The 26,616-nt window shown below is 50.7% G+C and carries 33 protein-coding genes and 1 tRNA gene; 29 read left to right on the top strand and 5 right to left on the bottom strand.

The genetic code is table 11. The features are described 5' to 3' along the window. The first annotated feature begins 179 nt into the window (after positions 1–179). Positions 180–797, top strand: coding sequence for a DNA cytosine methyltransferase (locus GN112_RS26225; RefSeq protein WP_155312873.1), 618 nt, complete (start codon positions 180–182; stop codon positions 795–797). A 322-nt stretch (positions 798–1,119) separates the two neighbouring features. Here the strand turns inward: GN112_RS26225 and GN112_RS26220 are convergent, their stop codons facing one another. Continuing rightward, positions 1,120–2,478, bottom strand: coding sequence for a transposase (locus GN112_RS26220; protein WP_155310081.1), 1,359 nt, complete (start codon positions 2,476–2,478; stop codon positions 1,120–1,122). A 260-nt stretch (positions 2,479–2,738) separates the two neighbouring features. On the opposite strand from GN112_RS26220, the gene GN112_RS26215 reads away from it, so the two are divergent. The 11 genes from GN112_RS26215 (at position 2,739) to GN112_RS26165 (ending at position 11,965) form a co-directional block, all read left to right on the top strand. Further along, the gene (locus GN112_RS26215) at positions 2,739–3,269 is read left to right on the top strand and encodes a hypothetical protein (RefSeq protein ID WP_155312872.1); all 531 of its coding nucleotides are present in this window, start codon (positions 2,739–2,741) and stop codon (positions 3,267–3,269) included. Positions 3,270–3,533: 264 nt separating this feature from the next. Continuing rightward, positions 3,534–3,824 carry a helix-turn-helix domain-containing protein gene (locus GN112_RS26210; RefSeq protein WP_155312871.1) on the top strand — a complete coding sequence of 97 codons (291 nt, stop codon included), beginning with the start codon at positions 3,534–3,536 and terminating at the stop codon, positions 3,822–3,824. A 1-nt stretch (position 3,825) separates the two neighbouring features. Continuing rightward, the gene (locus GN112_RS26205) at positions 3,826–5,013 is read left to right on the top strand and encodes a tyrosine-type recombinase/integrase (protein WP_155312870.1); all 1,188 of its coding nucleotides are present in this window, start codon (positions 3,826–3,828) and stop codon (positions 5,011–5,013) included. Positions 5,014–5,259: 246 nt separating this feature from the next. Next, positions 5,260–6,420 (top strand): tyrosine-type recombinase/integrase, encoded by a 1,161-nt coding sequence (locus GN112_RS26200; RefSeq protein WP_155312869.1) that lies wholly within the window; start codon positions 5,260–5,262, stop codon positions 6,418–6,420. Between the two features lie 287 nt (positions 6,421–6,707). After that, positions 6,708–6,896, top strand: coding sequence for a helix-turn-helix transcriptional regulator (locus tag GN112_RS35435; protein WP_155312868.1), 189 nt, complete (start codon positions 6,708–6,710; stop codon positions 6,894–6,896). 97 nt (positions 6,897–6,993) lie between these two features. Then, positions 6,994–7,704 (top strand): DNA-primase RepB domain-containing protein, encoded by a 711-nt coding sequence (locus GN112_RS26190; protein WP_162459128.1) that lies wholly within the window; start codon positions 6,994–6,996, stop codon positions 7,702–7,704. Next, positions 7,664–8,677 carry a hypothetical protein gene (locus GN112_RS26185; RefSeq protein WP_162459127.1) on the top strand — a complete coding sequence of 338 codons (1,014 nt, stop codon included), beginning with the start codon at positions 7,664–7,666 and terminating at the stop codon, positions 8,675–8,677. Before GN112_RS26190 ends, GN112_RS26185 begins: the two co-directional genes overlap by 41 nt. A 273-nt stretch (positions 8,678–8,950) precedes the next feature. Continuing rightward, positions 8,951–9,304, top strand: coding sequence for a hypothetical protein (locus GN112_RS26180; RefSeq protein ID WP_155312865.1), 354 nt, complete (start codon positions 8,951–8,953; stop codon positions 9,302–9,304). Positions 9,305–9,449: 145 nt separating this feature from the next. Beyond that, entirely contained in the window at positions 9,450–9,899 is a 450-nt protein-coding gene (locus GN112_RS26175) for a hypothetical protein (protein WP_155312864.1), read from the top strand. Next, on the top strand, positions 9,889–11,727 hold the full coding sequence (locus GN112_RS26170; RefSeq protein ID WP_162459126.1) for a phage terminase large subunit family protein: 1,839 nt from the start codon (positions 9,889–9,891) through the stop codon (positions 11,725–11,727). Before GN112_RS26175 ends, GN112_RS26170 begins: the two co-directional genes overlap by 11 nt. A gap of 4 nt (positions 11,728–11,731) precedes the next feature. Next, a complete protein-coding gene (locus GN112_RS26165) occupies positions 11,732–11,965 on the top strand; it encodes a hypothetical protein (RefSeq protein WP_155312862.1) in 234 nt (77 codons plus the stop codon). Between the two features lie 45 nt (positions 11,966–12,010). On the opposite strand, the gene GN112_RS26160 is transcribed toward GN112_RS26165, so the two are convergent. Then, positions 12,011–12,682 carry a hypothetical protein gene (locus GN112_RS26160; RefSeq protein ID WP_155312861.1) on the bottom strand — a complete coding sequence of 224 codons (672 nt, stop codon included), beginning with the start codon at positions 12,680–12,682 and terminating at the stop codon, positions 12,011–12,013. A 133-nt stretch (positions 12,683–12,815) separates the two neighbouring features. On the opposite strand from GN112_RS26160, the gene GN112_RS26155 reads away from it, so the two are divergent. The 17 genes from GN112_RS26155 to GN112_RS26075 all read left to right on the top strand — a co-directional run bounded on the left by GN112_RS26155 (position 12,816) and on the right by GN112_RS26075 (position 25,333). Then, entirely contained in the window at positions 12,816–13,133 is a 318-nt protein-coding gene (locus GN112_RS26155) for a hypothetical protein (RefSeq protein ID WP_155312860.1), read from the top strand. Next, the gene (locus GN112_RS26150) at positions 13,133–14,599 is read left to right on the top strand and encodes a phage portal protein (RefSeq protein ID WP_197743411.1); all 1,467 of its coding nucleotides are present in this window, start codon (positions 13,133–13,135) and stop codon (positions 14,597–14,599) included. Before GN112_RS26155 ends, GN112_RS26150 begins: the two co-directional genes overlap by 1 nt. After that, entirely contained in the window at positions 14,596–15,684 is a 1,089-nt protein-coding gene (locus GN112_RS26145) for a S49 family peptidase (protein ID WP_155312859.1), read from the top strand. The genes GN112_RS26150 and GN112_RS26145 overlap by 4 nt, the downstream gene beginning before the upstream one ends. Next, on the top strand, positions 15,684–16,058 hold the full coding sequence (locus GN112_RS26140; RefSeq protein WP_155312858.1) for a head decoration protein: 375 nt from the start codon (positions 15,684–15,686) through the stop codon (positions 16,056–16,058). Before GN112_RS26145 ends, GN112_RS26140 begins: the two co-directional genes overlap by 1 nt. Before the next feature lie 3 nt (positions 16,059–16,061). Next, positions 16,062–17,072 (top strand): major capsid protein, encoded by a 1,011-nt coding sequence (locus GN112_RS26135; protein ID WP_155312857.1) that lies wholly within the window; start codon positions 16,062–16,064, stop codon positions 17,070–17,072. After that, positions 17,072–17,386, top strand: a complete 315-nt coding sequence (locus GN112_RS26130; protein WP_155312856.1) for a head-tail joining protein — start codon at positions 17,072–17,074, stop codon at positions 17,384–17,386. Before GN112_RS26135 ends, GN112_RS26130 begins: the two co-directional genes overlap by 1 nt. A 12-nt stretch (positions 17,387–17,398) precedes the next feature. Beyond that, complete coding sequence (locus GN112_RS26125) at positions 17,399–17,695, top strand: hypothetical protein (RefSeq protein ID WP_155312855.1); 297 nt, start codon at positions 17,399–17,401, stop codon at positions 17,693–17,695. A 2-nt stretch (positions 17,696–17,697) separates the two neighbouring features. Next, complete coding sequence (locus GN112_RS26120; protein WP_155312854.1) at positions 17,698–18,165, top strand: hypothetical protein; 468 nt, start codon at positions 17,698–17,700, stop codon at positions 18,163–18,165. Positions 18,166–18,177: 12 nt separating this feature from the next. After that, positions 18,178–19,134: a phage tail tube protein gene (locus tag GN112_RS26115; protein ID WP_155312853.1), complete on the top strand. Its 957-nt coding sequence runs from the start codon at positions 18,178–18,180 to the stop codon at positions 19,132–19,134. 13 nt (positions 19,135–19,147) lie between these two features. Further along, the gene (locus GN112_RS26110) at positions 19,148–19,414 is read left to right on the top strand and encodes a hypothetical protein (protein WP_155312852.1); all 267 of its coding nucleotides are present in this window, start codon (positions 19,148–19,150) and stop codon (positions 19,412–19,414) included. A gap of 110 nt (positions 19,415–19,524) precedes the next feature. Then, the gene (locus GN112_RS26105; RefSeq protein ID WP_155312851.1) at positions 19,525–19,770 is read left to right on the top strand and encodes a DUF1799 domain-containing protein; all 246 of its coding nucleotides are present in this window, start codon (positions 19,525–19,527) and stop codon (positions 19,768–19,770) included. Next, entirely contained in the window at positions 19,715–20,302 is a 588-nt protein-coding gene (locus GN112_RS26100; RefSeq protein WP_155312850.1) for a hypothetical protein, read from the top strand. The genes GN112_RS26105 and GN112_RS26100 overlap by 56 nt, the downstream gene beginning before the upstream one ends. Then, positions 20,299–22,287: a phage tail tape measure protein gene (locus GN112_RS26095; protein ID WP_155312849.1), complete on the top strand. Its 1,989-nt coding sequence runs from the start codon at positions 20,299–20,301 to the stop codon at positions 22,285–22,287. Before GN112_RS26100 ends, GN112_RS26095 begins: the two co-directional genes overlap by 4 nt. After that, entirely contained in the window at positions 22,287–23,492 is a 1,206-nt protein-coding gene (locus GN112_RS26090) for a hypothetical protein (RefSeq protein WP_155312848.1), read from the top strand. The genes GN112_RS26095 and GN112_RS26090 overlap by 1 nt, the downstream gene beginning before the upstream one ends. After that, positions 23,489–24,220 (top strand): sigma-70 RNA polymerase sigma factor region 4 domain-containing protein, encoded by a 732-nt coding sequence (locus tag GN112_RS26085; RefSeq protein WP_155312847.1) that lies wholly within the window; start codon positions 23,489–23,491, stop codon positions 24,218–24,220. Before GN112_RS26090 ends, GN112_RS26085 begins: the two co-directional genes overlap by 4 nt. Positions 24,221–24,369: 149 nt before the next feature. Beyond that, positions 24,370–24,618 carry a hypothetical protein gene (locus GN112_RS26080; protein ID WP_155312846.1) on the top strand — a complete coding sequence of 83 codons (249 nt, stop codon included), beginning with the start codon at positions 24,370–24,372 and terminating at the stop codon, positions 24,616–24,618. 403 nt (positions 24,619–25,021) lie between these two features. Continuing rightward, positions 25,022–25,333: a hypothetical protein gene (locus GN112_RS26075; RefSeq protein ID WP_155312845.1), complete on the top strand. Its 312-nt coding sequence runs from the start codon at positions 25,022–25,024 to the stop codon at positions 25,331–25,333. Between the two features lie 339 nt (positions 25,334–25,672). Here the strand turns inward: GN112_RS26075 and GN112_RS26070 are convergent. From GN112_RS26070 to GN112_RS26060, 3 genes are all read right to left on the bottom strand, one after another. After that, positions 25,673–25,749 (bottom strand) — tRNA-Met (locus GN112_RS26070). A 94-nt stretch (positions 25,750–25,843) separates the two neighbouring features. Continuing rightward, complete coding sequence (locus GN112_RS26065) at positions 25,844–26,158, bottom strand: DUF167 domain-containing protein (RefSeq protein ID WP_155312844.1); 315 nt, start codon at positions 26,156–26,158, stop codon at positions 25,844–25,846. A 19-nt stretch (positions 26,159–26,177) separates the two neighbouring features. Next, complete coding sequence (locus tag GN112_RS26060; RefSeq protein WP_155312843.1) at positions 26,178–26,603, bottom strand: acyl-CoA thioesterase; 426 nt, start codon at positions 26,601–26,603, stop codon at positions 26,178–26,180. Between the last annotated feature and the right edge of the window lie 13 nt (positions 26,604–26,616).

Genomic DNA, 26,616 nt, shown 5'->3' with positions numbered 1-26,616 from the left:
AAGCTGGTCAAGCAGGCCGGTGACCTATCAAGAGTTGTTCGATGAATCCAGGCCCATAAAGTTATTTGAAGTTCAGAAATAGCGGTCGGTTGAAATGCGGATTCAAGTCATACGCTTTTTACGCCGTGTAAAAACTAATTGTAAATTATCAATAATAAAAGAAACGGAGGATTTTATGCATGAAAGTTTTGAATCTATACGCCGGAGTTGGCGGTAACAGAAAGTTGTGGAAAGATGTAGAAGTAACCGCAGTAGATAGCAGCCAAGAGATAGCCGATGTTTATAGTGATTTTTATCCCGAGGATACCGTTGTCGTTGGCAATGCCATAGACTTCCTTATGAAAAACTATAAAAAGTTTGATTTCATTTGGGCATCACCACCTTGCCAAACCCATTCAAAGGTAAGGTACATCGGGCTAAGTAGGACTAAGGGCTCTTATGATCCTGTTCTTCCTGATATCACGTTATATTCACTTGTGATCTGGTTTCAGCATCACTTCAATAACAAGCTTTGGTGCGTTGAAAATGTGATCCCGTACTACGAACCTCTTTTGCCACCAACGGCCAGACTTGATAGACATTTGTTTTGGTCGAATTTCCCCATCTCGGAAATGAAGTTCGAAAAGCCTTCAGTTAGACATAACGATGTTAGGGGAAGCACTGTGAGGTATGGGATTGATTTAAGAGATAAGAAGTTTAAGCATACACAGAAGGCTGTCGTGGTAAAGAATTGTGTTGATCCAGATATTGGAAACTACATACTGAATGTAGCCAGAAATTATATCAGTCTAAATTGAGATAAAAGGATAATCTTAAAATTCGTCAGAGCTGGAATCGAAAGAGATCATTGTTGCAAAATAGCAGGGGTTGGAAACAGCCCCTGCTATGAGCCCGATTCACATCGAGACCTTTTTAAGTATGCCCACCCTGCCCTGCCGTCGTTCTGGCGGCAGGACACCCCCTCAATCGGCAATATCGCCGGTGCATATGGAAATAATGTTGATCCCATCTTTCCGATTTAGGGTTCACCACTCCCAGGAATAAACAGACCTCACTAATAAGTACTCGAGTTTTCGAAAAATAGTTCTTTGACAAATTGTGATTATGGCACTTTCATTGCTATGCAGCCTCTTGGGGGTTGAGATTCTGGTTCCGTTCGAGCAACTCCACTTCTTTTCTCGGTTTGCGGAACCTGAAGATATTTTTCTCTTCCACTTCTAACCACTTGCGATAAAAATCTTCGTCCGCCTTCAGTCTCTCAAATACTGCCTTGAAATTTTCGTATTGGGATTGACGTATAATTGAGGGGATCGTTAATGATCCCTTTGACAGTTTTCCAGCAGTGCTTTGCTTGTAGTTTTCAAAATGGAGGAGGGAGTCAATCCAGGACACCAGGCATATCGTTATTGATACGCCTTGCTCACTCCTGATAGTGGCTCCCTCCATATCGGTTAGCTGCTTCGCATTCCTGAAAAACTCTTCAATTACCCATCTATGGCTGTAAGTGATGAGAATTTTACCGGCTTCCCAAGTGAGTTGATCGGTAAGTAAATATTTCGTGGTTTGAGTGGTGGGATCAACACTTTCAACAACACAATGCTTGCCAGTTATAGAATTTAAACGAAGCGTCTTAGTCTTCGTGTGATAAAGAACTTTTTGAGCTTTACCAGTTGCCGGGTCTGCTGTAAAGCCGTATTTTTCAACGTAAGAAATGGATTTATAAACCTCGGGCAGGGACCGCGTGTAATATTGATTTTTTGACAATCGCCCTTTGGGGGTGAGCTTAGGGGGCTGGCATGGGACCCTGACCGTGTAATTGGGTTTGAGTTCGATAATATAACTGAGCTCAAGGCGTTTAAGTTCTTTGATAAACGGCCCTGTGCAAAACCAGGAATCCGCTAACACCATGGAAGGGGGGAAACCGACTTCCAATGCCCACTCCAGTATCTCGACGGCAAGCGCATACTTGGTTTTGTATGGATGGGCTTTCCCTCTTTGCCAAGGCATCGTCCCCGTTTCTTTGTGAAACATTCTGAAATTGATTGGAAATTTGATAAGGTTTCCATCACTGTAATACACAAAAACAAGGCAGGTTGCCTTCATGTTCGTTCCAAAGGCATGATCGAATAAAACAAACACACCGTGAATCCATTTGCAGAATTTGGTATGGTGTTTCATTGTGTCGTCGATCAGAAAATAACCTGGTTGAAGGGTGTACATTTGCTGGATGCGTTTGGCATAAAGCAATTGCAACTCGGGGATGTAAAATTTTGCATCGGATAAAAAATAAGAAAGCGTGCTAACCGCCTTTTCTTCCAACCACATTCGACTAATGCGGCTCAGGTTGAATCCAGAACCCAATACCAAGGCCGTTGCGACCAGTATCATGTTATCAAATTGAATGTTGGTTAGCCCTGGTTTCAAAAAGGACAGCCCGGTGACAAGGAATGCGAGCGGCTTAGCGCACGGAATCTTCATCCTTATTATCCCTTCTATTTCAGCATGTTATACACCTCCAGAAATATTATCGCACATATTGAGAATAATGTCCCGCACTATTTTTCGAAAACTCGAGTAAGTAGAAACCAAGTTTTCAAACATCCTGTTGGATAGGTTTATCGACACCACTGCCAACAACGGCACTCTTTGTGCGCTTTATAAACATCTGCCTGCCTTTGATGCAGGCATAAAGACTTTCGAAAGAGAAGGTCAAATTCAAAACAAGGAGAAAAAGAATTATGCAAATAACAACTGAAAATGAAATCCGAACCTGTGACATCTGCTCGGCGGATGAAATCCACATGGAGATCCTGCGAGAGGATGGCTACTACATCGAACGGGATCACGCTCTCGTCTGTTTGAGCAAATGTCATTCAGATGGACGAACCGATATTTTTGCCCGGTCAGATCATGGATGGTTTCATCACCTTAAACTTCAAGGCGATCAACCCGTCAAAGAGGTTGCAACCGATTTTGCCGCGACAGGACTTGTCATGATGAACAAGGACATCGAGACGGTCCAGACGATCGACCCTGGCGTTGCCTGCGAAAAAGAGTTCAGCCTCCTCCACGACCATCTTTTCGGATTCATTCGCTTTGATGAAGGGGTCCTTGAATGGAAAGGCCGAGAGGTTCCATACCAGGACATTGAACTGACTCAGGAAGGCCAAGATTTCATGGGGGAAGAAATCATTCGCAGAACCGGTGACATTGATGATGCGGTGAACAAACTGATCATCGATGTGATGTGGAACTATTTTCACATGTAGAGCACTTCCGTTGGGAAAGGTAGCCGCATTGTCTCGCGGCTACACCAACCCATCAGCGGATTGACGTTCGTCAAGTTCATCATTTTTTCTGTGGTCCCTACACCTCGGGACCACACCAGGAGTCGGGGGATCAATCCCACCGGCTCCATAAGGTCGCAATTCCAATCAGCGCGACTGGGCACGCCATGGGCGGTGTGATCGCCGTCTACCGGAACCGACCGGCACAGGGCCTGCCATACCAATATAAATTGAGGTGTGGTATTTATGGAAAGAAAGGAAAATCTATGGGATAAAGAGTTATGGACGCAGAATGAAGTTGCTGGATATTTTAGAGTTGTTCCTGGCACAGTGAAAAATTGGCGGGAACAAGGCCTGCTGTCTTACTGGCAGGCGCCTGGTTCATCAAGAGTTCTATACCACCGGGATGATATCAAGGATTTCAGAGACAAAAACAGTTTCAATAAGAAAGGGGGTGATGCAGGCGATCCGTCAAAAGGAACCATAAAGGGAAGGCCTGTCATATCAGCCAAGACCGACGAAGACTGGAGGATATGACATGGCAAATTCAAAGTACCATCATTTAACTAAAAGAGGGCAGTTCTGGTATTTCCGAAAAGGGAAAACCAGGATATCCCTTGAAACAACGGTCGCTACCGAAGCTATCCGACTGCGTGATAAGATGCTGGAAAACTACCGAATCAATGGAAGTTTTTCAGTTGCACCAGAAAGCCAGGAGTGCCTCACTTTTGGTCAAGTCGCAAAAGAATGGGCCGCCATCCATGAGGGAAAGGTGAAATATTCAACCTGGCGGGACTATCGCTCGTCGATGAATACACACGTTCTGCCATTTTTTAAAGACATGCCGATAGACGCCATCTCGTATCTGGACGTTGAGAAGTTCATCGCGTCCCTATCATGCGGGCCAAAAAGGACCAACAATATTTTGGTTCCGATGCGCTCAGTCTTTAAAATGGCTTTCAAGAATGGCTATGTCCAAGATAACGTCATGCTGAAGGTGGACAATCGGACTGTCGAGCAGCCAGACATTTTCCCTTTTTCCTATGAAGAAGTTCTGTTGATTCTGGAAGCTATCGATCCATTTTATAAGCCGTATACCGTGGTAAGATTTTTCACCGGCATGCGATCAGGAGAAATTGACGCGCTGTTATGGTCGGATTTTAAACAGAACATGAAACCAGGGCCAAAAATCCACATCCACAAATCCTATGTTTATGGTCAGGATGATCGTCCGAAGACGAAAAAATCGAAACGCTATGTGGACTGCATTGATCCGGTATTGGAAGCCTTAGAGGACCAGCGGCAGTTGACTGGAAAAAGTCAGCACATTTTCTTGACGCAGGGGGAGGCACGGATGAATCCGGACCATTACCGTAATGTGGTTTGGACAAAGGCCCTGGAAAAAGCTGGTCTGGAATACCGACCCCCCATTCAAACACGGCATACATTCGCGACATTGATGCTTTCGGCGGGTGAGGACATCGGCTGGGTGCAAAGCATGATGGGCCATTCATCGTTACAGATGATATTCACGCGATACTATGCATGGATTCCAAGGAAAACGCGAAATGACGGTTCCGCGTTCATGCAGTCGATAAGTCAAAAAGGCCCTGAAAAAGTTGATGGCAAGGGTGCCGAAACCGAGGCGAAGGTTATTTCTTTGTTTTCGAAAGTGTCACAATTACGTCACACCCTAATAAAAAAGGGGTCCGGTGAAACACCGTAACCCCTTGATTTTTTTGGTAGCGGGGGCTGAATTCGAACCAACGACCTTCGGGTTATGAGCCCAAATTCAGGCCTTTTTTATTAAAATACCTGTTCATACTTCATCTTACCTTTTCTATTTATTTTTAATATGTTATGTCAATTTAGGCTTTTTTTTGATATATGATATTTACCTGAAATTAATGGTTCTGTGTGGGGACTAATGTGGGGACCAAATACTTCTACCAAAAATAGGGGGCATGAGAAAATGGCAAAATTTGAGAGATTTACAGAAGTAAAATATCCCGGCGTATATTATATCAATGGGACGGCAGTTGGGTCTGGAAAGCCGGACAAGATTTTTTATATCCGGTATCGGAAAGACGGAAGGGCCATCGAGGAAAAGGTGGGGCGGGCCAGCCAAAACAACATGACTTTTTCAAAGGCCTCCCGAATCCGGCTGAACCGGATTGAAGGCCGTCAATCGACCAACACAGAACGACGGGAAGCCGAGGAAGCCGCCAAACAGGCCGAGGAAGGCCGATACACCATTGCCAAACTATGGACGGCGTACAAAGAGGCCAAGCCGAATCTGAAAGGCATCGTTACCGACCAGAACCGATTCGACCTATATCTTGATCCTGCCTTCGGGAAGAAGGAACCGGCCGAACTGGTGCCCCTGGATGTTGACCGCCTTCGGTTGAAGCTGTTGAAAACCAAATCGCCGGCAACGGTCAGAAACGTTCTTGAATTGCTCCGGCGCTTAATCAACTATGGTGTGAACAAACAATTATGCGAAGGGGCCGGGTTCAGGATCGAAATGCCAAAGGTTAACAATATCAAAACCGAGGATCTTTCACCCGACCAGTTGAAAAAACTTTTAGAGGTCATTGAAATGGATACCCACAAACAGGCCGGCCCCATAATGCTGATGGCGCTTTATACCGGCATGCGGCGTGGTGAGCTTTTCAAATTGGAATGGCGGGACATTGATTTTGAACGGGGTTTCATCAAAATTCGTGATCCCAAAGGCGTTGTTGACCAAACCATACCGTTGAACGATGCGGCCGCCGCCGTCCTTAATAACCATCCGAAGATGAAGGGATCACCTTTCGTTTTTCCTGGCCGTGGCGGACGACAGCGGACGGACATCAACAAGGCCGTTGCCAAAATCAAAAAAGCGGCGGGCCTGCCCTCTTCTTTTCGGGCACTTCACGGGCTCAGGCATGTTTACGCGTCAATGCTGGCCAGCAGCGGCCAAGTGGACCTTTATACATTGCAAAAATTGATGACCCACAAGAGCCCGTTGATGACACAACGCTATGCCCACCTGCGCGACGAAGCGCTGAAATCGGCTTCACAATTAGCCGGTGATATCGTCAATAATATTGTGACAAAGAAAAAAAATAAAACGAGAAAAATTGTATAATAATCAATAATTTCAATTATATTTATTGAAATACGAGTGAAATGAAAACTTGACTTTTTTTTGGCATTGACACGGGCCGTTTACTTCCTTATGGTTCCCGTAAAATTTACGTCCAAGAAACCAATCTGTAACATCCGTGAGTAAAACACGGATGCCTGAAAAAAATAATCTCGGCGGGCATAGTGTCCGCCCCCAGTTTTGTTATCTTGAGGCGATGGCTACGGGTCTTTTGACCCGAAGGGGCCGTTGCCTTTTTTTTTGGGGGCGCGGCAAGAAAGGTAAGGCAAATGTCCGCAAAACGCGAATTACTGACAGACCAGCAGGTCGCCGAAGAAAACAATTTGGGAGTCCAAACACTACGCAACTGGCGGCATCAGGGCACCGGCCCACCATATCACAAAATGGGAAGATGTGTTCGTTATGATCGTAAAGACATCGACGCGTGGGTTGCATCCACGCGGGTGGTGCCCTCATGATGCCCACCACCAAAAGAGAAACCGCCCCAAGGGCCACTCCTTGGGACGGTTCGAAACTGGAAAAACAACCCGAAAATATAGGAAATGTTTATCAAATATGGAAGTGAATGTCAACGCGTCAGAAGCAGTATTATCAAAAATTAAACAAAATCCCGACGACACCCGCCAACATGTGGAAATGATCCACACCGTCGCCGAACGTGCCGGTGCCACTGGAAAAATTATTGTTGCGTCGTTTGGACAGAATCCCACCACGGGGATAGACATCCCGCCAAAAATCGGCCACTTCCGCGTCGGTGATATCGACGGAACTATGGCATTTATCAAAAGAATTCAAAACGACCGCCATAGAAACATTTACGTCCCCCTGTGCACTATGCGGACTAATCTGCCCGCCGGCTTGAAAGGTTCAGAGCAGGACATCGAAAAAACCATCGGCTTCTGCGGCGATTTCGACGATGAGCGAGCGTGTGAGTATTCCGACCGCCTGCCCCTGCCGCCGGATTGCGTTATAGAATCCTCGCCGGGTCGGTTTCAAACCCTTTACCTTTTTAATAGGGGCCTCTCCTTCGCAGAAGCGAAGCCGCTTGCGCAGGCACTCGGAAAGGGTACCGGCTGCGATTTTTGCACGAAGGATTTGTCTCACGTGTGGAGAATTCCAGGGCAATTGAACTGGCCAAACGGTAAGAAGGTCAAGGCGGGCAGATCACCCGAACCGTGTTTAGCAACCGTTCACGAAATATGGGACAACACATTTACTGATCCGGATGAAATTAGAAACGCCATTGGCGTATCACATAAAAAATGATGTGCCACAACCGGCATGTGCCACACCACCGCCACCACCATCATCGTCAATGCTTGACGTGGATAGATTACTCCAGCTTTTCGAGATCGATCAAACCGCCAAATCGATGTGGGATGCAGGAATTCCCGACCATATGAACGGTAAATCACTGTCGGACGTGCTCTTCGGATTTCTTGCAATCGCCGCAGAAAGCGGGTTTGACGATGGCGAGCTGACATCCCTTGGGGGTGAGTTTTGGCGAAAACACCCGGGGAAAACGCCCAATCCGGAGAAGTGGCGCCGACCCGATTTTTTACCGCGCACCGTGGCCAGCGTGCGAGAGAAACAGGCCGCCAAGGCGCAGGAAAGGGCGGCGATTGAGGGCGAAGCGCCCCTTTCTGAATCAGAAAAAAATAAGCGATTTCATGAATTCGAGTCAAAAACGGGACTCAAGCTCCAAGAGGTCGTGCTGTATGACGGCGACCACCCACGATATCGAATGGGATTTTCGAACGGGCGAGAGATTGAACTATCGCCCACCGAGCTACTTTCGCCAAGAGCATTTCGGGCGAAAGCGTATCCCATCACAAACATCCCTTGCAAAATCCGTAAACAGGATGCGTGGGACGAACTCTTAGAGCGCATTGCACCATGCATCCGTCGTGAACGCATAGATGAGATGAAGCTTTCCGAACTCATCAAAGAAAACCTGCAAGAAGAAAATGCTGATGTCATTGACAACAAATCCGATGATGATCGGATTTATTATTATACAGAACCCATGACATTCATCGAATCGGGGACATTGTGGATAAAGGCTCCGAAATTAGCCAGAAAATTAAACATCAGATGCGGGCTTAACCTGGACCGTGGAACGGTCGCGCGGCAGCTTCGGGCGATGGGGGCGACGCGCCGTAGCATTTCATACCGCGCAGACAACCGCGTCACATCTGTCAAGGTTTGGGGGCTGCCGGTCAGCTATGCCGCGCCGTAGTCTGAAAATCCGTAGTCTCTGAATGGCTATATTTTTTTTCAGTTTGAACAAAAACAAAGACTACAGGACTACAATGCAGGCTCACATAAAATATTAACATAAAAATACAGATAGTTAGCTTGTAGTCACATATTAGTCTTTTGTTTGATTTTACAAGGCTACAAGACTACGAAAAGCAAAACTTGGAAGCTATATCTGGGGGTAAAAAAATACCCCCATTCATTAAGGATTTTTTTTTGTGAATACCGCCGGTGACCGGCAGAAAGAAAAAAAATGAAAAAAATCTACCAGATCAAATCAACAGCTCCTGTGAAAGTTCCCACGATAGCGTGGCTCCTCATCGACGGCATCGCCAAAGCTCGCGAAGTGACCACCGAATCAGTCTGCAATGTGGTCACTGTCGACCAGCATGGCAACCTTTACGAATCCACCGAACTCGTGCCCTGGGTCGATGGCATCCTGGCGCCCCTGATGCCGAATTTCCTATTTTCTCATCCCGACACACCGGAGGGGCACGCGGCATTTCAAGATCTGTGGGCCGATTTGCGGCCGGCCATCCAGGCCGGCGAGCCCATAGACCGATTCAAAATGATCGATGAGGTCGAGCTGGCCGACATTCCGGCCTGACCAGCACCACCGACCCGCCGGCCGCCAACACACCGAACCGGCGGGTCCTTCCCGAGTGAACAGCGTTCGCGGTTGCGGTCAGCGCGATAGTCACGCAGGCACAGGGTAAAAAATTACATACACTATCAGAACGGGCGTTTTAAAAATGAATCTGACAGAATACGCGAAGCATCGGCAGTGCACCAAGTCGATGATCAGTCAGCACATCAAGGCTGGCAAGCTGGACGGCGCCTTCACAAAGAATGGCGGGCGTTATGTGATCGACGTCGTCAAAGCCGATCAGATTCTTGATGGGAACCAACCATCAAAATCATTGACCCTGAACGAAGCCAAAACAGCTAAAGAGCGGGCGCTGGCCGAACTCCGCGAAATGGAGGTCAAAGAGAAACGCGGTGAACTGATTCCTGCCAGCGACGTGGAAGTTGTGCTCACTAAATTAATCAGTGCTGCTAAAGTTCGAATTCTGGGCATCAAATCAAAGGTCGCGCCCCTGCTTGCCGAAGCCATCACCGATGTGGAAACTCGGGATCGGGTATTATCGACCATTGACAGGGAAACGCGCGGCGCCCTTCAGGAGCTTTCAAATGCTAAGTGATTCAGCCAAAGCCGTCTATGCCCGTGCAATTGCCACCTGGGCACCGCCGCCGGTCTTGTCTCTATCCCAGTGGGCTGACCAGCATGCTTTCCTCTCACCTGAGTCGGCTGCCGAGCCCGGGAAATGGCACACCCTGCCATATCAACGCGGCATCATGGATGCGATAACCGATCCATCGGTCGAGCGTATCACTATGATGAAATCTGCCCGCGTTGGCTACACCAAGATTGTGAATCACGCGATCGGTTATCATATACACCAAGATCCTTGCCCTATCCTTTTGGTGCAACCGACCATTGAGGACGCGCAGGGCTATAGTAAGGACGAAATCGCCCCCATGGTGAGGGATACGCCAGTTCTCCGCCCATTGGTGGCCGATGCCCGCACCCGTGACAGTGATAACACAATTCTGAAAAAATCATTCCCTGGCGGGACCTTAATAATGGTCGGCGCGAACTCTCCCCGAGGTTTCCGCCGGATCAGTGCTCGGATAGTTCTTTTCGATGAAGTGGATGGCTACCCACCTGGAGGGGCCGGCAGTGAAGGTGATCAGATCATGCTCGGCATCCGGCGGTCAGAATATTACTGGAATAGAAAGATCGTTCTCGGAAGTACTCCGACCGTTGCCGGCATCAGTCGAATCGAGGACAGTTTCAAATCGAGTGACCAGCGCCACTATTTTGTTCCTTGTCCGTTCTGTGGGCACATGCAAGTCCTACGCTGGAAGGGGATTAAATGGCCACCTGGCGAACCGGAGAAAGCCGCATACGAATGTGAGTCATGCCAACAGCTGATACCGCATTCACGGAAACGCTGGATGGTGGAGCACGGCGAATGGAGGGCCACGAAGCCTTTCAACGGGCACGCCGGTTTTCATATCTGGGCGGCATACAGCTATTCACCCAATGCCACATGGGCGAAGCTGGCCGAGGAACGCGAGCAGGTCGGAAAGGACCGCCAGAAGCTCCAAACGTTTATCAACACTGTTCTGGGCGAGTCCTGGGAAGATCGAGGATCACAACCCGACTGGACCGTGTTGAAAGCCCGGTGCGAACCCTACCAGCCCATGACCATCCCCCATGGCGGATATGTTCTGACCTGTGGCGTAGACTGTCATAAAAACCGCCTGAATGTGATCATCCGTGCCTGGGGCGAAGCTGAGGAAAGCTGGCTTGTCTATGCCGGAGAGATCTTTGGTGACATCGCCACCGATGCGCCATGGAATGAGCTTGACGCTCTGATCAACCGGCCGTTCCGACATGTGTCTTGTGCCGATCTGCATGTGGTTTACGCAGCTATTGACTCCGGCGACTTCTCGCAAATTGTTTACAATTTCAGCCGCACCCGTGCTCCGCGAGTGTTCCCGGTTAAAGGCCAGTCGCAGGCAAATAAGCCGATATTGGGCCGACCGACCAATCAGGACATCAATTACAATGGCCGGATCATCAAAAACGGTATCCAGCTATGGCCGGTCGGATCAAGTAACGCAAAAACGACGATCTATTCAAGACTTCAACTGACCGAGGGACCTGGGTCTTACCACTGGTACATCGGCGCATCAGACGATTATTTCGAACAGCTCACGGGAGAAAAACAGATTACCACTTATTCAAATGGCTATCCGGTTCAAGTGTGGAAAATGATTCGTGACAATCACTTCCTAGACTGTGAAGTGTATGCTTACGCCGCCGCCATCCGGGCAGGTGTCCAGCGAATTGATTTTAATTCAATCCAGTTGCCACAACGGCAGCCGGAACAGGTTCAGAATTCTCATAATAAAAAACGGCCGGTACCCACGGTTGCGCGGTCTAAATGGATGTCGAGGTGAATTAATGAAAATTGAAAAACAGTATCTGCAGGTTTCGAAGGTTGCGCACATGATGGATTGGTCGTCTGAATACGTCCATAGGTTAATCCGAGAAGGCAAGCTTGTGGCCATCTGTACAAGTCAACGTGCGACCCGGGTTTCACGGGAAAGCCTTATGAAGCTAATTGCGGAAAGTAAAGTTAATCCGGAAAATTATTTTTCGAAAGTGTTTATTCTATGGTCTTTTTTAATCATCTGAGAATGTAAAGTATAAATCTATTATAATGTCTTTTTTATCATTGTTTTATGAACAAAAAAATTGAAGGACTACTCCACAAATGGTAGCCCATATACCAAATAGATTTAAATCATAAGATCCTACTGTATGGCTGGCAATATCGTCTTTTAAAGTTTTTGACATTTTATCGATAAACGATTTAGATTCACGCTTTGTTTCTGCTATTGAATTTTCTGTTTTATCAATCCCATTGGAAATTTCATAGATTGATCTATTAAAGCTTTCGTACTTCTTTAAAAGAAATTCTACTTTATCTTCAATTGTAGAATTATCAGGAATCATTTCTGTATAATACCCTCTGCCAGATAGAACAATGCCTCCAGAACCACGTAAAACAAAATTATTAGTCTCCTCAGATTTAAATAATGAGTTGATAAAACGCCTTAAAGTATTAGTGGAATAAAAACTAAAATTTTCAGCGTCTTTGATGTGCTGTATTAGTATAATAGAAAGCCCAGTTAATGCCATGATTAGCGCCACCATACTAGGATAGTACCTTATAACTTTAGTTATATAAAGCCCTGTCAATATGATACATACAAAAGTTAATGAATGATAGCTCCGTAGTTTTAACAACCATTCCATGTAAACTAATTTCCTTTCTTTAATCATTGAGTAATCAATAAATAAAACAAAGATTTTTTTCTTAATAATTAATTTATTTTTGCTAACATGCACGATTTTAGCCAATTAGTCAATTTAAACCACTTAAGCGGATTCTCCAAAACCTGTGATTGTTTTATACAATCAGTATGTCTTCCGACTTCTCAATTTTTGCTCACGACGCCACCCCTCTAAAAATGGGAAAATCATGACCGATTTGGATTTACGGTTTTACTACAGTGCTGAAGAATTGGAATCGGCCAGCGCCTATGAGCTGGCCGAATTTAGAGCCGAGCGTTTGGAAGCCCTCCGCCAGGATTACATTTCCGCCCGTACCGCCGTTATGGACTTGGCCAAAGGCCAAAGTGTTGTCCGCCTTACCATTGCAGGGAAAACGATCGAGTACAGCCAATCGGATTTTGCAACGCTCCGGACTTTGCGCGATGAGCTGTTGGTGGAGCTTCGACAGTTGCTGGGAACGACCGCCAACCGGGTATTCCGGGCCAAGACGAGCAAGGGGCTTTAATGGCTGGTTTCCTGAAAATAGTTGACCAGCATGGCCGCCGGATTCCAATGCGGGCCGCATCCTATCAGGGCCATTTTGAGGGCGCTACCTTCGGTCGGCGTTTCGGCAACTGGGGCTTGTCCAGTGCCGGGCCTGATGCCAGCATGTTCAACAGCCTGGGTACGCTTCGGGCACGGTCCCGTGAGCTGGTGCGTAACGAACCGTTGATCACCGGCGGGCTTGACACGCTGGTGGCCTACATCGTCGGAAGCGGCATCAATCCCCGTTGGGAACTTGAAGACGCCGAGATCAAACGCTCCCTGCAACAGTTGTGGGCCGACTGGACCATGGAAGCCGATCACGACGGCGTGGCCGATTTTTACGGACTCCAAAGCCTTGCTACCCGCTGCATGGTCGAATCCGGGGAAGTGCTGATTCGGTTCATCCCTCAGAAACCGGGCACCATGCCCGTGCCGTTAAAAATCCAGGTACTTGAACCCGATCACCTGGATGAAGCGTATAACACCCAAGCGCCGAACGGCAACGAGATCAGGATGGGCATCGAGTTCTCACCCGAGGGCCGCCGGGTTGCCTATCACATGTATCGGGAACATCCTGGCGAGTCCTATCTCTCCAGCACACCCGGCGAAAAGATTCGCGTCCCGGCATCTGAAGTGCTCCACATCTATCGACCGCTTCGTCCAGGTCAAAAGCGTGGCCGTCCATGGCTTTCAAGCGTGATCGCTATTATCCGTGAGCTGAATCAGTATCTTGACGCCGAACAGGTCCGCAAGAAGGCCGCCGCGATGTTTGGCGGCTTCATCACTGCCCCGGCGGGAGAGGTCGATAACATCCCGTCTGTGTTCGGGCAGGACTCCACCGACACCACCGACGATATGGGTGCCCAGATCATGGCGTTGGAACCCGGGACTTTTCCAGCCTTGCCGCCGGGTATGGACGTGAAGTTCTCAGAACCCGCAGACGTTGGCAATTCCTATGCGCCGTTTGTGAAGCATCAGGAGCGCCGTATAGCCCGAGGCTTCGGTGGCCTGACCTACGAAAAACTTTCCGGCGATCTCTCTGACAGTAATTACACGTCGCTACGGTCCGGGGATAAAACGTTCCAGCGCCAGTGCCTACAGATCATCAACCATGTGGTTGTTTATCAGATGTGCGCTCCGGTCCTTCGCTATTGGCTCAATACGGCCGTTCTGTCCAGGGCAATAAATTTGCCTGGATTCCGAGAAAATCGACAGAAGTACTACCGAGTCAAATGGTGCCATGAAGGCTTCCCGATGACCGATCCGCTAAAGGACGGGCAGGCCGAGGACAATGCGATCAAGGCCGGCCGGAAGTCACGATCTGAATCTGTTGCAGAACGCGGGCGGGACGTCGAGGCGGTGGACTCTGAGATTGCCAGCGATCAGGACCGGGCCGACGGCCTGGGCCTCAAATTTGACACCGACGTCAGGAACGCATCAAAATGATTTTTACTCAGCTTTTGCTCGAAACCGCCGGCCTGTCCGGTTTTCCGATCGATGCCACCGGCACCGCTGCCCCACACGACGGCGCCACGGCCGTGCTCGATATCTTCGGCCCTTTGGTGCACCGCAACGGCGGCCTCATGGGCTGGATTCAGGGCGAGGGGGCCGCCTATGAGGACATCCGGGCCTTTCTCTCCGATGCCCTGGCAGACGATTCCGTCGATCAGGTCGTCTTGAATATCGACTCGCCTGGCGGTGAAGTGGCAGGCGTGTTTGACCTGGCGGACCTTATTTATAATAGCCGGGGGATCAAGCCGATCACGGCCATCGCCAACGAAAGCGCCTTGTCCGCCGCCTACCTGATCGCCAGCGCCGCCGATAAGGTCTATCTCTCCCGTACTGCCAGTGTGGGCTCGATTGGCGTAATGGCCTTGCATGTGGATCAGTCCGGGGCCGAGGAAAAGGCCGGCCTCAAATTTACGCCGATTTATGCCGGCGAGCGCAAGAATGATTTCAGCCCCCACGGTCCGTTGGGCGAAGCCGCTTTTAAACTTGCACAAGAAAAGATCAACACCACTTACGATCTATTCGTTCAAACGGTCGCCAGGAACCGGGGTTTATCCGAATCAGCCATCCGGCAGACCGAAGCTGGCATCTATACCGGCGCCGAAGCCGTGAAGCTCGGCCTTGCCGATGAAATACAATCTTTCAACAAACTTGTTTCAAGAGGTGAATCAATGAGTCTTAAAACCGACATTCGGACTCTCTTAGCGGGCAAACAGCCTGACGAGATCGCCGAAGCCATGGCGGGTGTGGGCTTTGTTCCCACCGATGCCAACGCCCAACAGACCGACCAGGCCAAAGAGATTTTGTCCATCGCCGAGCTGGCCGGGGTTACCGACCTGTCTTTTGTGATGGGCATGATCAATTCCGGGACCACACCGGAGCAAGCCCGGCAGAAGATCCTGGAAGCCAAAGCCGATGCGGCACAGAAATCGATTTTTTCCACGGTATCGGCCACCGGTATTGGAGACGTCAACCCGCTTCTCCAGGATGCCAACCGCCGGGCCGGAAAGGAAGGTAAATAATGAGTTCAATCACCGAATCCAATTATCTGGACGACTTCTTGAAGTGGGAATCCGACAAGAATTATTCCCGGGAGAAAGTTACCATCGCCTCCGGCAACTCCATTTCATGTGGTGAAGTGCTTGGCATCGTCACCGCCTCCGGCAAGTACGCGGCATTCGATCAGGACGGCGCTGATGGAACTGAGACCGCCGCCGGCATCGCCATTGCTGATTATGACGCCAGCGAAGCCGATGTCGAGGGCGTGGCCATCGTCCGGGACGCTATCGTCATCGAAGACAATCTGACCTTTCCGTCCGATATTGAAACCGCCGAACAGGCCACGGCCATGGCCAGCTTGAAAACCGCCGGCATTATCGCCGCCGAGGAGGGATAAACGATGCTTGATCCTTTTACCAGTTCCGATGCTTTCAGCATGACCAGCTTGACGCGGGCCATTAACATCTTGCCGAACAATTACGGCCGGGTCCGCGAAATGAACCTCATGCCCGGCAAGGGTGTCCGTACCCGGACCATTGCCGTGGAAGAGAAAAACGGCGTTCTGAACCTGCTCCAGACTCAGCCGGTGGGTTCCCCCGGGCTTCAGAACTCCAGGGGCAAGCGTACTGTGAGAAACTTCACCATTCCGCACATCCCGCTTGATGACGTGATCATGCCCGAATCCTATCAGGGTGTCCGGGCCTTCGGGTCCGAAAACGATCTGACCGGCATCGCACAGGTGGTCAACGACGTGCTCCAAACGATGCGGAACAAGCACGCTATCACCCTTGAGCATCTGCGCATGGGCGCCTTGAAGGGGATCATTCTGGATGCGGATGCGACCACGCTTTACAACCTTTATACGGAATTCGGCATCAGCCAGAAGACCGTCAGCTTCGCCATGGCCACAAGCACAACCGACATCCCCGCCAAATGCCGCGCGGTCTCCCGCCATATCGAAGATAATCTGAAGGGCGAAGTCATGAGCGGTGTTCACTGCCTTTGCTCAGAGACCTTCTTCGATGGTCTGGTCGGTCACGATTCCGTCAAAGAGGCTTACCTGAATTGGTCAGCCGCCGCTGAACGAATCGGCGAGGATACCCGCAAAGGCTTCAAATTCCAGGGCATCACATTTGAAGAGTACCGGGGCACCGCCGATGATATCGACGGCAACGCCCGTGCCTTCATCACTGCCGGGGATGCACACTTCTTCCCCGTGGGGACAATGAGCACTTTCGAGACGCTGTTCGCCCCGGCGGACTTTAACGAAACCGCCAACACGCTGGGCCTTGAACTGTACGCCCATCAGGAGCCACGTAAGCATAACCGTGGCGTGGATCTGCACACCCAGAGCAACCCGCTGCCGATCTGCTACCGGCCTGGCGTGCTGGTCAAGGGAACCTACGCGTAATGAACCTTGCCGACGCCAAGGTCTACGCCATGGACGTTCTGTTTTCCGCCGATCATGCGGACCTGATCACCTATAACGGTTCACCGATCTATGGCCACATCACATATGGGGGCCGCAACGCCCCCACGGCCAAACACGCAACCCTGACAGTCCGGGTTTCCGATGTTCCGGATCCTCAATACAGGGATACTGTGATCGTCGGTTCGACCACCTGGCGGGTGTTCCAGGATCAAAGTCAAGATGTGATCATCGCAGGCGACGGTTTAACCTGGGAAATTCCCCTGATTCGGGATGAAAAACCACGTGCATTTTAAATGAGGAAAGACATGAAAACCAAAATTACGTTAATCATTGCACTTTTGATTTGTCTGGTATCGGCCACACCTGCATTTTGTGAGGTGGATCACGATGCTCTGCAAACGCGAATTGCTTATAATTCGTCGGGTGACGTCGAATATTCGGGCGTCTCCTCGCCGAATGTGGCCACCAGTGACACCGCGTGGAGAATCCAAAAAATTATTTATGACACATCGGGGAACGTCGTCACCATCGTTTTTCCCAACGGCGACTCAGGGTTCAATTATGTATGGGATGACCGAGAGTCCTACACGTATCCGGATTAACCATGGACATCAACACTCTGATCGACACCATTGTGACCGCCGTTTCAACGGATTCGACCATTACCAGTTGGGCGTCGACCACTTATAGCCAAGCCCATCAGGTTTTCGAGAACGTTGACCGCCGGGACCCACCGGGTGAAGAAGCCTGCCCATTCGTGATTATTTACCCATCAGGTAAATCAGCCGGGCAGTCTCAAGACAAAAAGCACCATCATGTTGAAGTTGACGTCTGTATCTATGACGAGACCAAAACCGTTTCCGGTAACGTAACCTCATACGCCGGCACAAGCCGCCTGGAAACGTTCCGCAAGTATGTTGAAAACGCCGTAGTTGGTGCGGACGTGGGTAATGCTTTGGTTGACGATCTGGACGTTGAATATGACACAGTTGATTCGTTCCCGTTCATGTGGGCGGGGATGATCTTTACTATCGGCGAAGATGTGCTCATTGGCGCCGATCCTTTAGAATAATAGAGGTGACAAATGGGACAGGCACTTGGTTCAAAATCACGCCTTGTCATGGATTTCGAAGATAGTTTCAAAACCGAACCCGGCACACCCGCCGGGATGGTCATGCCCATTAACACGTTCAGTTTGAAATCCAGCCGGACAAAGAACACCGCGCAAACCATCACGGGATCACGAAACCCTGTGAAACCGTTCGACGGTAATCTCTCCGATTCCGGTGAAGGTGTGGTCCCCGTCGATTCACAGGCATTCGGTTGGTGGCTCCGGGCCATGTTCGGCGCACCGACCACGACCGGAACAAGCCCGTATACGCATGTTTTTAAAGTTGGCGACTCCATGCCGTCCATGGTCATGGAAGTGCGCTTCCAGGACAAAACGGCAAGCGTTCTCACCTATGCCAAGCATAACGGCTGCAAGATCAGTAGCTTTAACATGAGCGTTGGTGGTGACGACGAATTGACCGCCAAAGTCGGCATCGAGGCTGCCACCGAAACCATCGGCAGCACGGCCTATGATTCGGATCCGACGGTTCTTTCACTCAACCGGTTCAACAATTACCAAGCCACCATCGAAGAGGGCGGGGCCAGTATTGCCGATGTGACAGCCATGGACTTCACCATCGACTTTGGTCTGGACACTGACGTTTATACTATCGGTGATGGTGGCACGCGGGGTCAGATTCCCGAGGGGATTCTTTCGGTGACCGGCAGTATCACGGCGCTTTTTAATTCCGATACCCTGTTGAATAAAGCGATCAACAGCACCGAATCGAGTCTGAAACTCACATTTACCAGTGGTGCCGATTCCCTGGAATTCGCATTCAACGAGCTTGAATTCGAGCGTCAGACCCCGAGCATCGACGGCCCGAAAGGCGTATTGATTACCCTGCCGTTTGTGGCTTTCTATGACGATGACGCGGCCGCAAGTGTAGTGACCGCAACTCTTATCAATACTGTCGAAACCTACGCATAGGAGAAGTGAAGCTGTGAGAACTGTTACGCTTGGTAGCAATGATTTTGATGTCCGTCCCCTGAAACGCAAAGAGGTCAAACAGCTTCGGAAAGATGGCATCACCCTTGTCAACCTGGATCCGGCGAAAGGGGAAGAGGCCATGGATCGAGTTTTTGACATGGTTTTCACCCCCGATCAGATCGCCGTTATTGACGAGCTGGACAATCCGGACGCCCTAAAATTGTGGTCGGCAGTCCTGAAAGAAACATATGGCGCGCAGGATGAGGAAAAAAACTCCTGACCGTCTGGGAAATAATCTCAGACGGCGACCGGGCAAAGTACTGCAAGGCCTGCCGGCAGTCCAAACAAGACCACGACTGCAACATTTGTGAATACCAGCCGCCGGAACTGATGCCGGAAAATTACGAAGCTTTCGATCTTTGGATGGCTGTTCAAACCCAGTGGCGGGCCGGCGGCTTCGGAATAATCGGGCTCGACTATAACACCCTCTACCATGAGGCTGATCGCCTGGAAATCGACTTGAGTCCCTGCATGATGTCCAAAATTAAGGCGCTGGAAGCGTCCACACTGAGGAAAGCCCATGCTGAACGCGACGATAATCGGAGCGCAGAAACTCAAGGCCAATCTAAAGGCTGAAGGCCGGCGCCAGGAAAAGGACCTGCAGACCGCCACAAAGGTCGAGTCTTACCGCCTTCGTAAAGAACTGAAAGCCGGCATCCGATCCGGATCCCCCGGCGGCAAAAGACTCAAGCCCCTCACATTTCTTGCCAGGCGCAAGCGGGATAGCAAGCGTTTCAAGCCCAACAAGCCGCTTGCCCGTCTGGCCGTGCCGATCTTTTACCATGTAAAATCCAAGAATCCGTTTGAGGTGGCCGTCGGATGGACCGGGCCCCGGGTGTCCAAAGCCTGGAAAGCGATTGCCGAAAAACAACAGGAAGGCTTCACCCGGTCGGTAACGGATCCGCAGGAAAGCTACTTTCGCCACCGGGGCGAAGAGATCAGCGAAAAGTCAAAAAATCGCAAGTTTTTCTTTCTCCGGAAATCCACCACCCAGCTCGACACGCCGGCCCGGAAGATAATTGATCCCTTCTGGCAGTCACAGGAACGGCGGGCCTGGGCGAATATCCGGGCCAATTTTCGCCGAAAGATGATGGGTAAACGCATATGAGTGACCGTAAGCTTGAAATTGTTCTGAGCGCCAAGGACGCCACGAACAAAGCGTTCAATAGCGTATCGACCCAGATCACCTCATTGGCGAAAAAGGCCTTCTCTCTCCAAAGCGCCTTCCTTGCACTGGCCGGGACCGCCGGCATGGGCGCCATGGTCAAGCAGTCGCTGGAGATCAACGACGCCCTGGCAAAGACCGCTGATCGATTGGGGCTCACCACCGAAGCCTTGGCAGGGTTACGCCATGCCGCCGAGCTGTCCGGGGCCGGTGCCGACACCCTGGACATGGCCCTGCAACGCATGACACGCCGGATCGCCGAGGCGGCCCAAGGAACGGGCGAAGCAAAAGGCGCCCTGGAAGAGCTGGGCTTGTCTGCCGAAGCGCTGGCCCGGATGTCTCCTGATCAGGCCATGGAAGCGATTGCTGATGCCATGGTCAATGTGAAGGACCAGTCCGACCGGGTCCGCCTGGCGTTTAAGCTTTTCGATTCTGAGGGCGTGAAGCTTATCAACACATTGGCCGGCGGTTCACAATCTCTGAAAGATGCCGCACAGGAAGCGAAAGACCTGGGCATTGCCATCAACCGAGTGGACGCCGCTGCCATCGAAGAGGCCAATGACGCGGCGTATCGTGCCCGCCAGGCATTGCAGGGTCTGGCCAATACGGTCACCGTCGCGCTTGCCCCCGGGATGAAGGACGCCTCCGACGCATTCACCGATTTTGTAAAAACCAATCGCCAATTAATCGCCGTCAAGGTCGACCAATACATGGATAACATCAGGTCGGCACTCGATAAAATCTGGACGTTGGTCAGCTATGACCCGGCAATCCTGGAATGGGGAATTGTCGGTCTGGCTTTCGGCGGAAAGAAAGGCGCCGTCATGCTGGGAGGCATGGCCCACATGGTGACCTGGGCGGGAAACCTGACCCAGGCCTTGGAGAATGCACAGAAAGGTCTGGTTGAATATTCCGAGATTGCCACGGCCAACTTTCAGGAATTGGAAGCACTGGCCAACCGGTCAACGACATACACCGGCAAAATCAATTCCAGCACGCCGGGATATTCCTCTTATAAAAAGGAACACAGTCCCGAGACAACCAGCACTCCGTCGGTGACCGCTTCCGCCAAATTATTCGAAAATGATTCGGACATCAGCTCATTCTTTCAGGACCTGGACAGCGCATCGAACCGGGCCTATGACAGTTTGGCGTACACCATAAGTGAAATCGACGCAGAGCTGTCCACTTTCTTCCATGACATTGACCGGATTCCCGAAGTCGATGAAAGCCTGACAAAGTTTTTCGAGGATATCGACGAAGCCGCGAAGAACACCTCGGTTGATATGTCGCTTTCCGACTATTTTGGCGATCTCGATATAACTGAGGAAGAACTGCGCAAAAAATTCGATGTTTTCACCAATCTGTCCGAGCGCACCGCCTGGGCCATGCAGGAAAATTTTTCCAGCGTTTTTTCTGATGCATTCACCGGTCAGCTCGACAGTTTGGAAGATTACGCAACCTCATTTTGTGACTCGATTTTAAAAATGTTCGCCGACCTGGCAGCGCAGGCACTGACCAAACAGCTTTTCGGTTCTGCCGCCGGCGGTACCGGATCCGGATGGGTTGGCGCCGCCGCCACGATGGTGGCGTCGCTTTTCCATGGCGGTGGGATGGTCGGGACCGATGGCGGGACCAGATCGGTCAATCCTGCGCTGTTCGTCGGCGCCCCCCGGTATCACAAAGGCCTTGCACCGGATGAATATCCCGCGATCCTGCAGAAGGGCGAAGCGGTTCTGACTCCCGCCCAGTTGCAGGCTGTCGCCAGCATGGGCACCCAACAGCAAGCTCAACCGCAGGTTATTCAAATGACCAATATCACGGATCCACGGTTGATTGACCAATACTTGGCCAGCTCCCAGGGGCAAAAAACCGTACTAAATATTGTGGGAAGCAACGCCCACACCATCCGACGGGTTCTGCGCTGATGGACGCCGTTTTCTGCCTTCCGCCGAATTGGGCTCAACCGGTCCAGGTCTCCCACATCTGGAGAACCGGCCTGCTGAAAGCCATCACCGGGCCAGAGCAACGCTCAAGACTGTATTCATTTCCACGGATCAAGCTGGCTTTCACGGCCACGCCGAACACATATGCAGATCGGGCATGGTTGACCCGGGCACTATGGCGTGACCTGCATAAACTGTGGGGCGTGCCGATCTGGCCGGACGGGACCGCACTCACGGCCGAAGCTGCATCCGGACAGGCCGTTCTGAGCGTTGGACAGACGGATTATCGTCGCTTCTACGACGGCGGCCGGTGCATACTTATCGATCCCCAGAATCCACTGACCTATGAAACCGGAATAATCGATTCTGTGGCATCGACATCGATCACCCTTGATGCCAACCTGTCCACGACGTGGCCGGCGGGGATAAGTGTCTATCCGCTGATCGAGGGGCGCTTGAGCGCCAGCCAATCGATTCAGTTGCAGTCTTACAAGACCGCCGGCATCGATATCGAGGTCACCGAAACGTTTGAATCCGGCACCGATCATCACGCGGTTAGTCCCTCCCAGAGCGTCACGCAATATGAGGGATACGACGTTTTTCTGTACCTGCCGAATTTGATTTCGTCGAAGATCGGCGTCGAGCACGATTACCAAGTGCTGGAATATCTGGGGCCAAGTTATAGCGACAGCAATCTCGACGAATCGGCCATCACCCTTGCCGCGACGTTCACGCGATCAAACCGAGTCAATCTGTGGGATATCTGGACGTTTTTTGATGTTCACAAAGGCAGGTACGGGCATTTCTGGGTTCCATCGTTCCAGCGTGACATCCAGGTCACGGCGGGATTTACATCCACGGCCACCACGTTCCACATCACCGATATCGAGTATTCTGATTACTGGCTGCCCAATGATGCCACGGGCCGGCATCTATTTTTCAGGTTTCCCGATGGGACATATGTGTTCCGGGCCGTGACCGGGGCCACCGATACCACACTAACTATTGATAGTGCGATTGGAGTCGCATGTGCGACCGCCGATCTTGATAGGCTGTATGTTGGGTTCCTGCATTTCTGCCGGTTTAGTATCGATGAGCTGACCGCCGAGTATAAATTCAAACTGCCCACTGCCGCCGACCTGAATCTTAAATTTGTCACGATTCCGTTTGAGGCACCAGCCATATGAACAAACTGTTTTCCGGCATATGCAAAAAGTGCAGTCATCGCGCAACATGTGAAACCCCATGCGAACCGGTGCGTCTTTATGTGAACGAAATCGGCGACACTTTCGAACCGATTTCCAAGGACGAGAACGGCCGGGAGATTCACATATTAAAGCCGTCATATAAACAGACACACCTATCGACATATTTGACCGAACGGCCCGAACATGTGCTCGATGAGCTGGCCACCGAAAGCGAGAGTCCGTTCATTGGTGTGGATTATCGCAACAAACAGACGGGAGTTTTTATCGATAGGTTTTTTAGGGGCTGGACTTATGACGAATTGGCGGAAAAATATGATTGCACGCCGAATGTTGCACATAGTCACTATTGCAAAGCCGTAGCAAAATTGCGTCGTGGCATTGATTTTCTGGACTCGCAACAGCGGGCGCTGATGGCAGCCGAAAACATCAAGACGGCAATCCCCAAAGGTTTGAAGTGGGCGATCATGCACACAGTGCTGGGCATTGGCCGCCGACTGATCGCAGATCTTGAAGGCGTGAGAGTTGGATCCGTCGACCAGACCATCCGGCGGAATCTCGACCGCCTGGCAGCCGGCGAGATCGAACTATTTAATTTCTCCGACGAAGAACGGGAAGATGCAAAAAAACGTGTGAAAAAGTTCCGGGAATACACCAGTGCGCGCCAAAAAATCACCCACAGTAAGAAAAAGAAATCCAAAGCCGCCTGATACGTCGACGTCTTCAGATCGAAAAACTTACTTAAAGTAAGAATTCTTAATTAATACAATAGTTTATTGACTATTTAGCCAAATCGGTATAGGGTTTTTTGCATGCGATCGCAACCGACAAACTTCAAAAAACGATGGAGGTCACAGTCATGCAGAAAACAGTCGCCATTAACGATGCCGCCGAACAGATTCAACGAACCATCACCATGCTTGAAATCGTCAAAGAGGGCGTGTGGGGCGCCGACAGCCTGGACGAACGCGAAGCGTGGGCATACATCGCCAAAAATATGCTCGTCCAGGAGATTGACAATCTCAGTGTCACCATGGGGGACCTGAACGATGTCATCGGAAAAAGCCACCGAATCGATGACCGAGTGCGTCTGTCCACTGTGCGGTAAGCATCATCGGATCAGAATCTATTACACTGGCAGGGGCACGCCGCGTATATTTTGTGATTATTGCCGATGGCATCGCATTGTTTCACATGATGTGGATGATGAAGCTTATGTGGTTGCCCTTAATAAACTTGACGATGATGCCAGCCTGCGGTATGCGTAAAGTGTCGTGGTAAGTCCCATGGCCCGGTTTGACAGCCGGAAACACAAAGGCGCATGAGCGCCAGATTTCACAGTACGGCGCTATTTTTGTTTCTGTACTGTGATCAGAACGGCGGCGCATGTTCGGGGGTCGAAAGACCCGCCGGTTTCCTTTGTGACCGGTCTGTCAACCGGATGTGTGCCGCCATTTTTATTTGACAGTGAAGATGGCGGCCTCTTAACCATTCACAAAGGAGGCAAGCTCATGCAACACCACCACCTTTCCACCCGTTCCATCCGCCGTAACCATCGTCTATTTTTTTGGTCAATCATCGCACTGGCGACCTTTATTATAGGTCTGCAGATCGGGGTGGCCGTTGAAGCCGGAAACCAGCAGGAAATCGAGTCCAGCTACCAACGCCAGATTGACCGGCTCCATGATCAGATCGAGTACCTGACTGGCCAACCGGTCCCGGTCGTGACCGAGACCAAATACCAAGGTGCCGAGCTGCCCGGCGGGTTCTGGCTGTTGGGTTCTGGACTGGTGGCACTGATCGCCAGGAAAGGACCGAACTGATCCACAAGCCTGTAATCAATCAAAACGGCCACCCGGGAAACTGGATGGCCGTTTTTGTTTCTTCATTCATTATGAATCGGGGCGGAAATGGTTGGTCCCCACATTAGTCCCCACAAAATATTTTTGATTACATGTCATATTCACCCTTCTTGAACCAAAATCATCATGACGAAAATTCCATACAACCAAAAACCGTACATTGGCACCTGGATCATTTTATCCAGTCTTTCGGGGGCGTATTTCAATAAGTGTGTGGGGAAACTAATAAAAATGTGGGGACCAGTGTGGGGACCAAGAAAAAGGGGTTAGCGCTGAAACTCGCTAACCCCTTGATTTTCTTGGTAGCGGGGGCTGGATTCGAACCAACGACCTTCGGGTTATGAGCCCGACGAGCTACCAGACTGCTCCACCCCGCATCAATTTGTAAAAAAAGAATTTAAACGAAATTATCCCGATTGTCAACAGGCGATTCAAAATACTTTAAAAGCGGTGATTGCGATGGTTCCGGGTTTACCCGTCCACCCATGAACGGATCAGCTTGCGGATCGTCTCTCTCTCAGGACTGCACTCTGGGCAGCCGATCAGGACCTGCTTGTTGCGCCCGGTATGCCCGGAGACGATTTGCACAGCCGATTTGGGCACGGGCAGCAGGCTGGCCAAAAATGCACTGCAGGCCTTGTTGGCCGCATTGTCCACCGGCGGCGCAGTGATATTGAGCTTCAGGGCGTCGCCATGCAGGCCGGCGATCCGGTTTTTGGAAGATCGCGGCTGTACGCGGATCTTGAAGATCAGCCCGTCTGGTTTTTCCTGGATGATGAAAGTCATGGTTGGTGATTTGTGAACCCTACCCCTCTGCCCTTTTAATCATTTCCCGGATAAAATCCGGCGGGCGCACCACCTTCCCCTGGCCGTTGACAAAAGCGTGGCGGGTGTATCCCGTGGTATGGGTCACGCTGCCGTCTTCGCTGGTGATGGTGTAGTCGAACTGCATGCCGGCGCGAAAGGCCGTGTTCAGCGTGGCCTCGATCACCAGAATGTCGTCGTAGCGGGCAGGTGTGAGATATTTGCAGTTGACCTCGGAGACCGGCAGCATCAGCCCCCGAGCTTCGATCTCCCGGTAGGGCAGCCCCAGGTGGCGGAACAGTTCGGTACGGCCCATCTCGAACCAGCGCAGGTAGTTGGCGTGGTAAACAATCCCCATGGTGTCGGTATCGCCATAGATCACCCGATAGGTGGTCCGGTGACAAATTCGATTCGATTCAGTACTCATGAAATTTCTGATT

This window comes from Desulfosarcina ovata subsp. ovata (assembly GCF_009689005.1).
GTDB lineage: Bacteria > Desulfobacterota > Desulfobacteria > Desulfobacterales > Desulfosarcinaceae > Desulfosarcina > Desulfosarcina ovata.
Note: the sequence above shows the minus strand (reverse complement) of the source record. Positions and strands in the feature narration are given on the sequence as shown.

Bases quoted from the DNA above. Each gene is read 5' to 3' on its own strand.
- GN112_RS26225 (WP_155312873.1), top strand. From the start codon at position 180: ATGAAAGTTTTGAATCTATACGCCGGAGTTGGCGGTAACAGAAAGTTG.
- GN112_RS26220 (WP_155310081.1), bottom strand. From the start codon at position 2,478: ATGAAGATTCCGTGCGCTAAGCCGCTCGCATTCCTTGTCACCGGGCTG.
- GN112_RS26215 (WP_155312872.1), top strand. From the start codon at position 2,739: ATGCAAATAACAACTGAAAATGAAATCCGAACCTGTGACATCTGCTCG.
- GN112_RS26210 (WP_155312871.1), top strand. From the start codon at position 3,534: ATGGAAAGAAAGGAAAATCTATGGGATAAAGAGTTATGGACGCAGAAT.
- GN112_RS26205 (WP_155312870.1), top strand. From the start codon at position 3,826: ATGGCAAATTCAAAGTACCATCATTTAACTAAAAGAGGGCAGTTCTGG.
- GN112_RS26200 (WP_155312869.1), top strand. From the start codon at position 5,260: ATGGCAAAATTTGAGAGATTTACAGAAGTAAAATATCCCGGCGTATAT.
- GN112_RS35435 (WP_155312868.1), top strand. From the start codon at position 6,708: ATGTCCGCAAAACGCGAATTACTGACAGACCAGCAGGTCGCCGAAGAA.
- GN112_RS26190 (WP_162459128.1), top strand. From the start codon at position 6,994: ATGGAAGTGAATGTCAACGCGTCAGAAGCAGTATTATCAAAAATTAAA.
- GN112_RS26185 (WP_162459127.1), top strand. From the start codon at position 7,664: ATGAAATTAGAAACGCCATTGGCGTATCACATAAAAAATGATGTGCCA.
- GN112_RS26180 (WP_155312865.1), top strand. From the start codon at position 8,951: ATGAAAAAAATCTACCAGATCAAATCAACAGCTCCTGTGAAAGTTCCC.
- GN112_RS26175 (WP_155312864.1), top strand. From the start codon at position 9,450: ATGAATCTGACAGAATACGCGAAGCATCGGCAGTGCACCAAGTCGATG.
- GN112_RS26170 (WP_162459126.1), top strand. From the start codon at position 9,889: ATGCTAAGTGATTCAGCCAAAGCCGTCTATGCCCGTGCAATTGCCACC.
- GN112_RS26165 (WP_155312862.1), top strand. From the start codon at position 11,732: ATGAAAATTGAAAAACAGTATCTGCAGGTTTCGAAGGTTGCGCACATG.
- GN112_RS26155 (WP_155312860.1), top strand. From the start codon at position 12,816: ATGACCGATTTGGATTTACGGTTTTACTACAGTGCTGAAGAATTGGAA.
- GN112_RS26150 (WP_197743411.1), top strand. From the start codon at position 13,133: ATGGCTGGTTTCCTGAAAATAGTTGACCAGCATGGCCGCCGGATTCCA.
- GN112_RS26145 (WP_155312859.1), top strand. From the start codon at position 14,596: ATGATTTTTACTCAGCTTTTGCTCGAAACCGCCGGCCTGTCCGGTTTT.
- GN112_RS26140 (WP_155312858.1), top strand. From the start codon at position 15,684: ATGAGTTCAATCACCGAATCCAATTATCTGGACGACTTCTTGAAGTGG.
- GN112_RS26135 (WP_155312857.1), top strand. From the start codon at position 16,062: ATGCTTGATCCTTTTACCAGTTCCGATGCTTTCAGCATGACCAGCTTG.
- GN112_RS26130 (WP_155312856.1), top strand. From the start codon at position 17,072: ATGAACCTTGCCGACGCCAAGGTCTACGCCATGGACGTTCTGTTTTCC.
- GN112_RS26125 (WP_155312855.1), top strand. From the start codon at position 17,399: ATGAAAACCAAAATTACGTTAATCATTGCACTTTTGATTTGTCTGGTA.
- GN112_RS26120 (WP_155312854.1), top strand. From the start codon at position 17,698: ATGGACATCAACACTCTGATCGACACCATTGTGACCGCCGTTTCAACG.
- GN112_RS26115 (WP_155312853.1), top strand. From the start codon at position 18,178: ATGGGACAGGCACTTGGTTCAAAATCACGCCTTGTCATGGATTTCGAA.
- GN112_RS26105 (WP_155312851.1), top strand. From the start codon at position 19,525: ATGCCGGAAAATTACGAAGCTTTCGATCTTTGGATGGCTGTTCAAACC.
- GN112_RS26100 (WP_155312850.1), top strand. From the start codon at position 19,715: ATGCTGAACGCGACGATAATCGGAGCGCAGAAACTCAAGGCCAATCTA.
- GN112_RS26095 (WP_155312849.1), top strand. From the start codon at position 20,299: ATGAGTGACCGTAAGCTTGAAATTGTTCTGAGCGCCAAGGACGCCACG.
- GN112_RS26090 (WP_155312848.1), top strand. From the start codon at position 22,287: ATGGACGCCGTTTTCTGCCTTCCGCCGAATTGGGCTCAACCGGTCCAG.
- GN112_RS26085 (WP_155312847.1), top strand. From the start codon at position 23,489: ATGAACAAACTGTTTTCCGGCATATGCAAAAAGTGCAGTCATCGCGCA.
- GN112_RS26080 (WP_155312846.1), top strand. From the start codon at position 24,370: ATGCAGAAAACAGTCGCCATTAACGATGCCGCCGAACAGATTCAACGA.
- GN112_RS26075 (WP_155312845.1), top strand. From the start codon at position 25,022: ATGCAACACCACCACCTTTCCACCCGTTCCATCCGCCGTAACCATCGT.
- GN112_RS26065 (WP_155312844.1), bottom strand. From the start codon at position 26,158: ATGACTTTCATCATCCAGGAAAAACCAGACGGGCTGATCTTCAAGATC.
- GN112_RS26060 (WP_155312843.1), bottom strand. From the start codon at position 26,603: ATGAGTACTGAATCGAATCGAATTTGTCACCGGACCACCTATCGGGTG.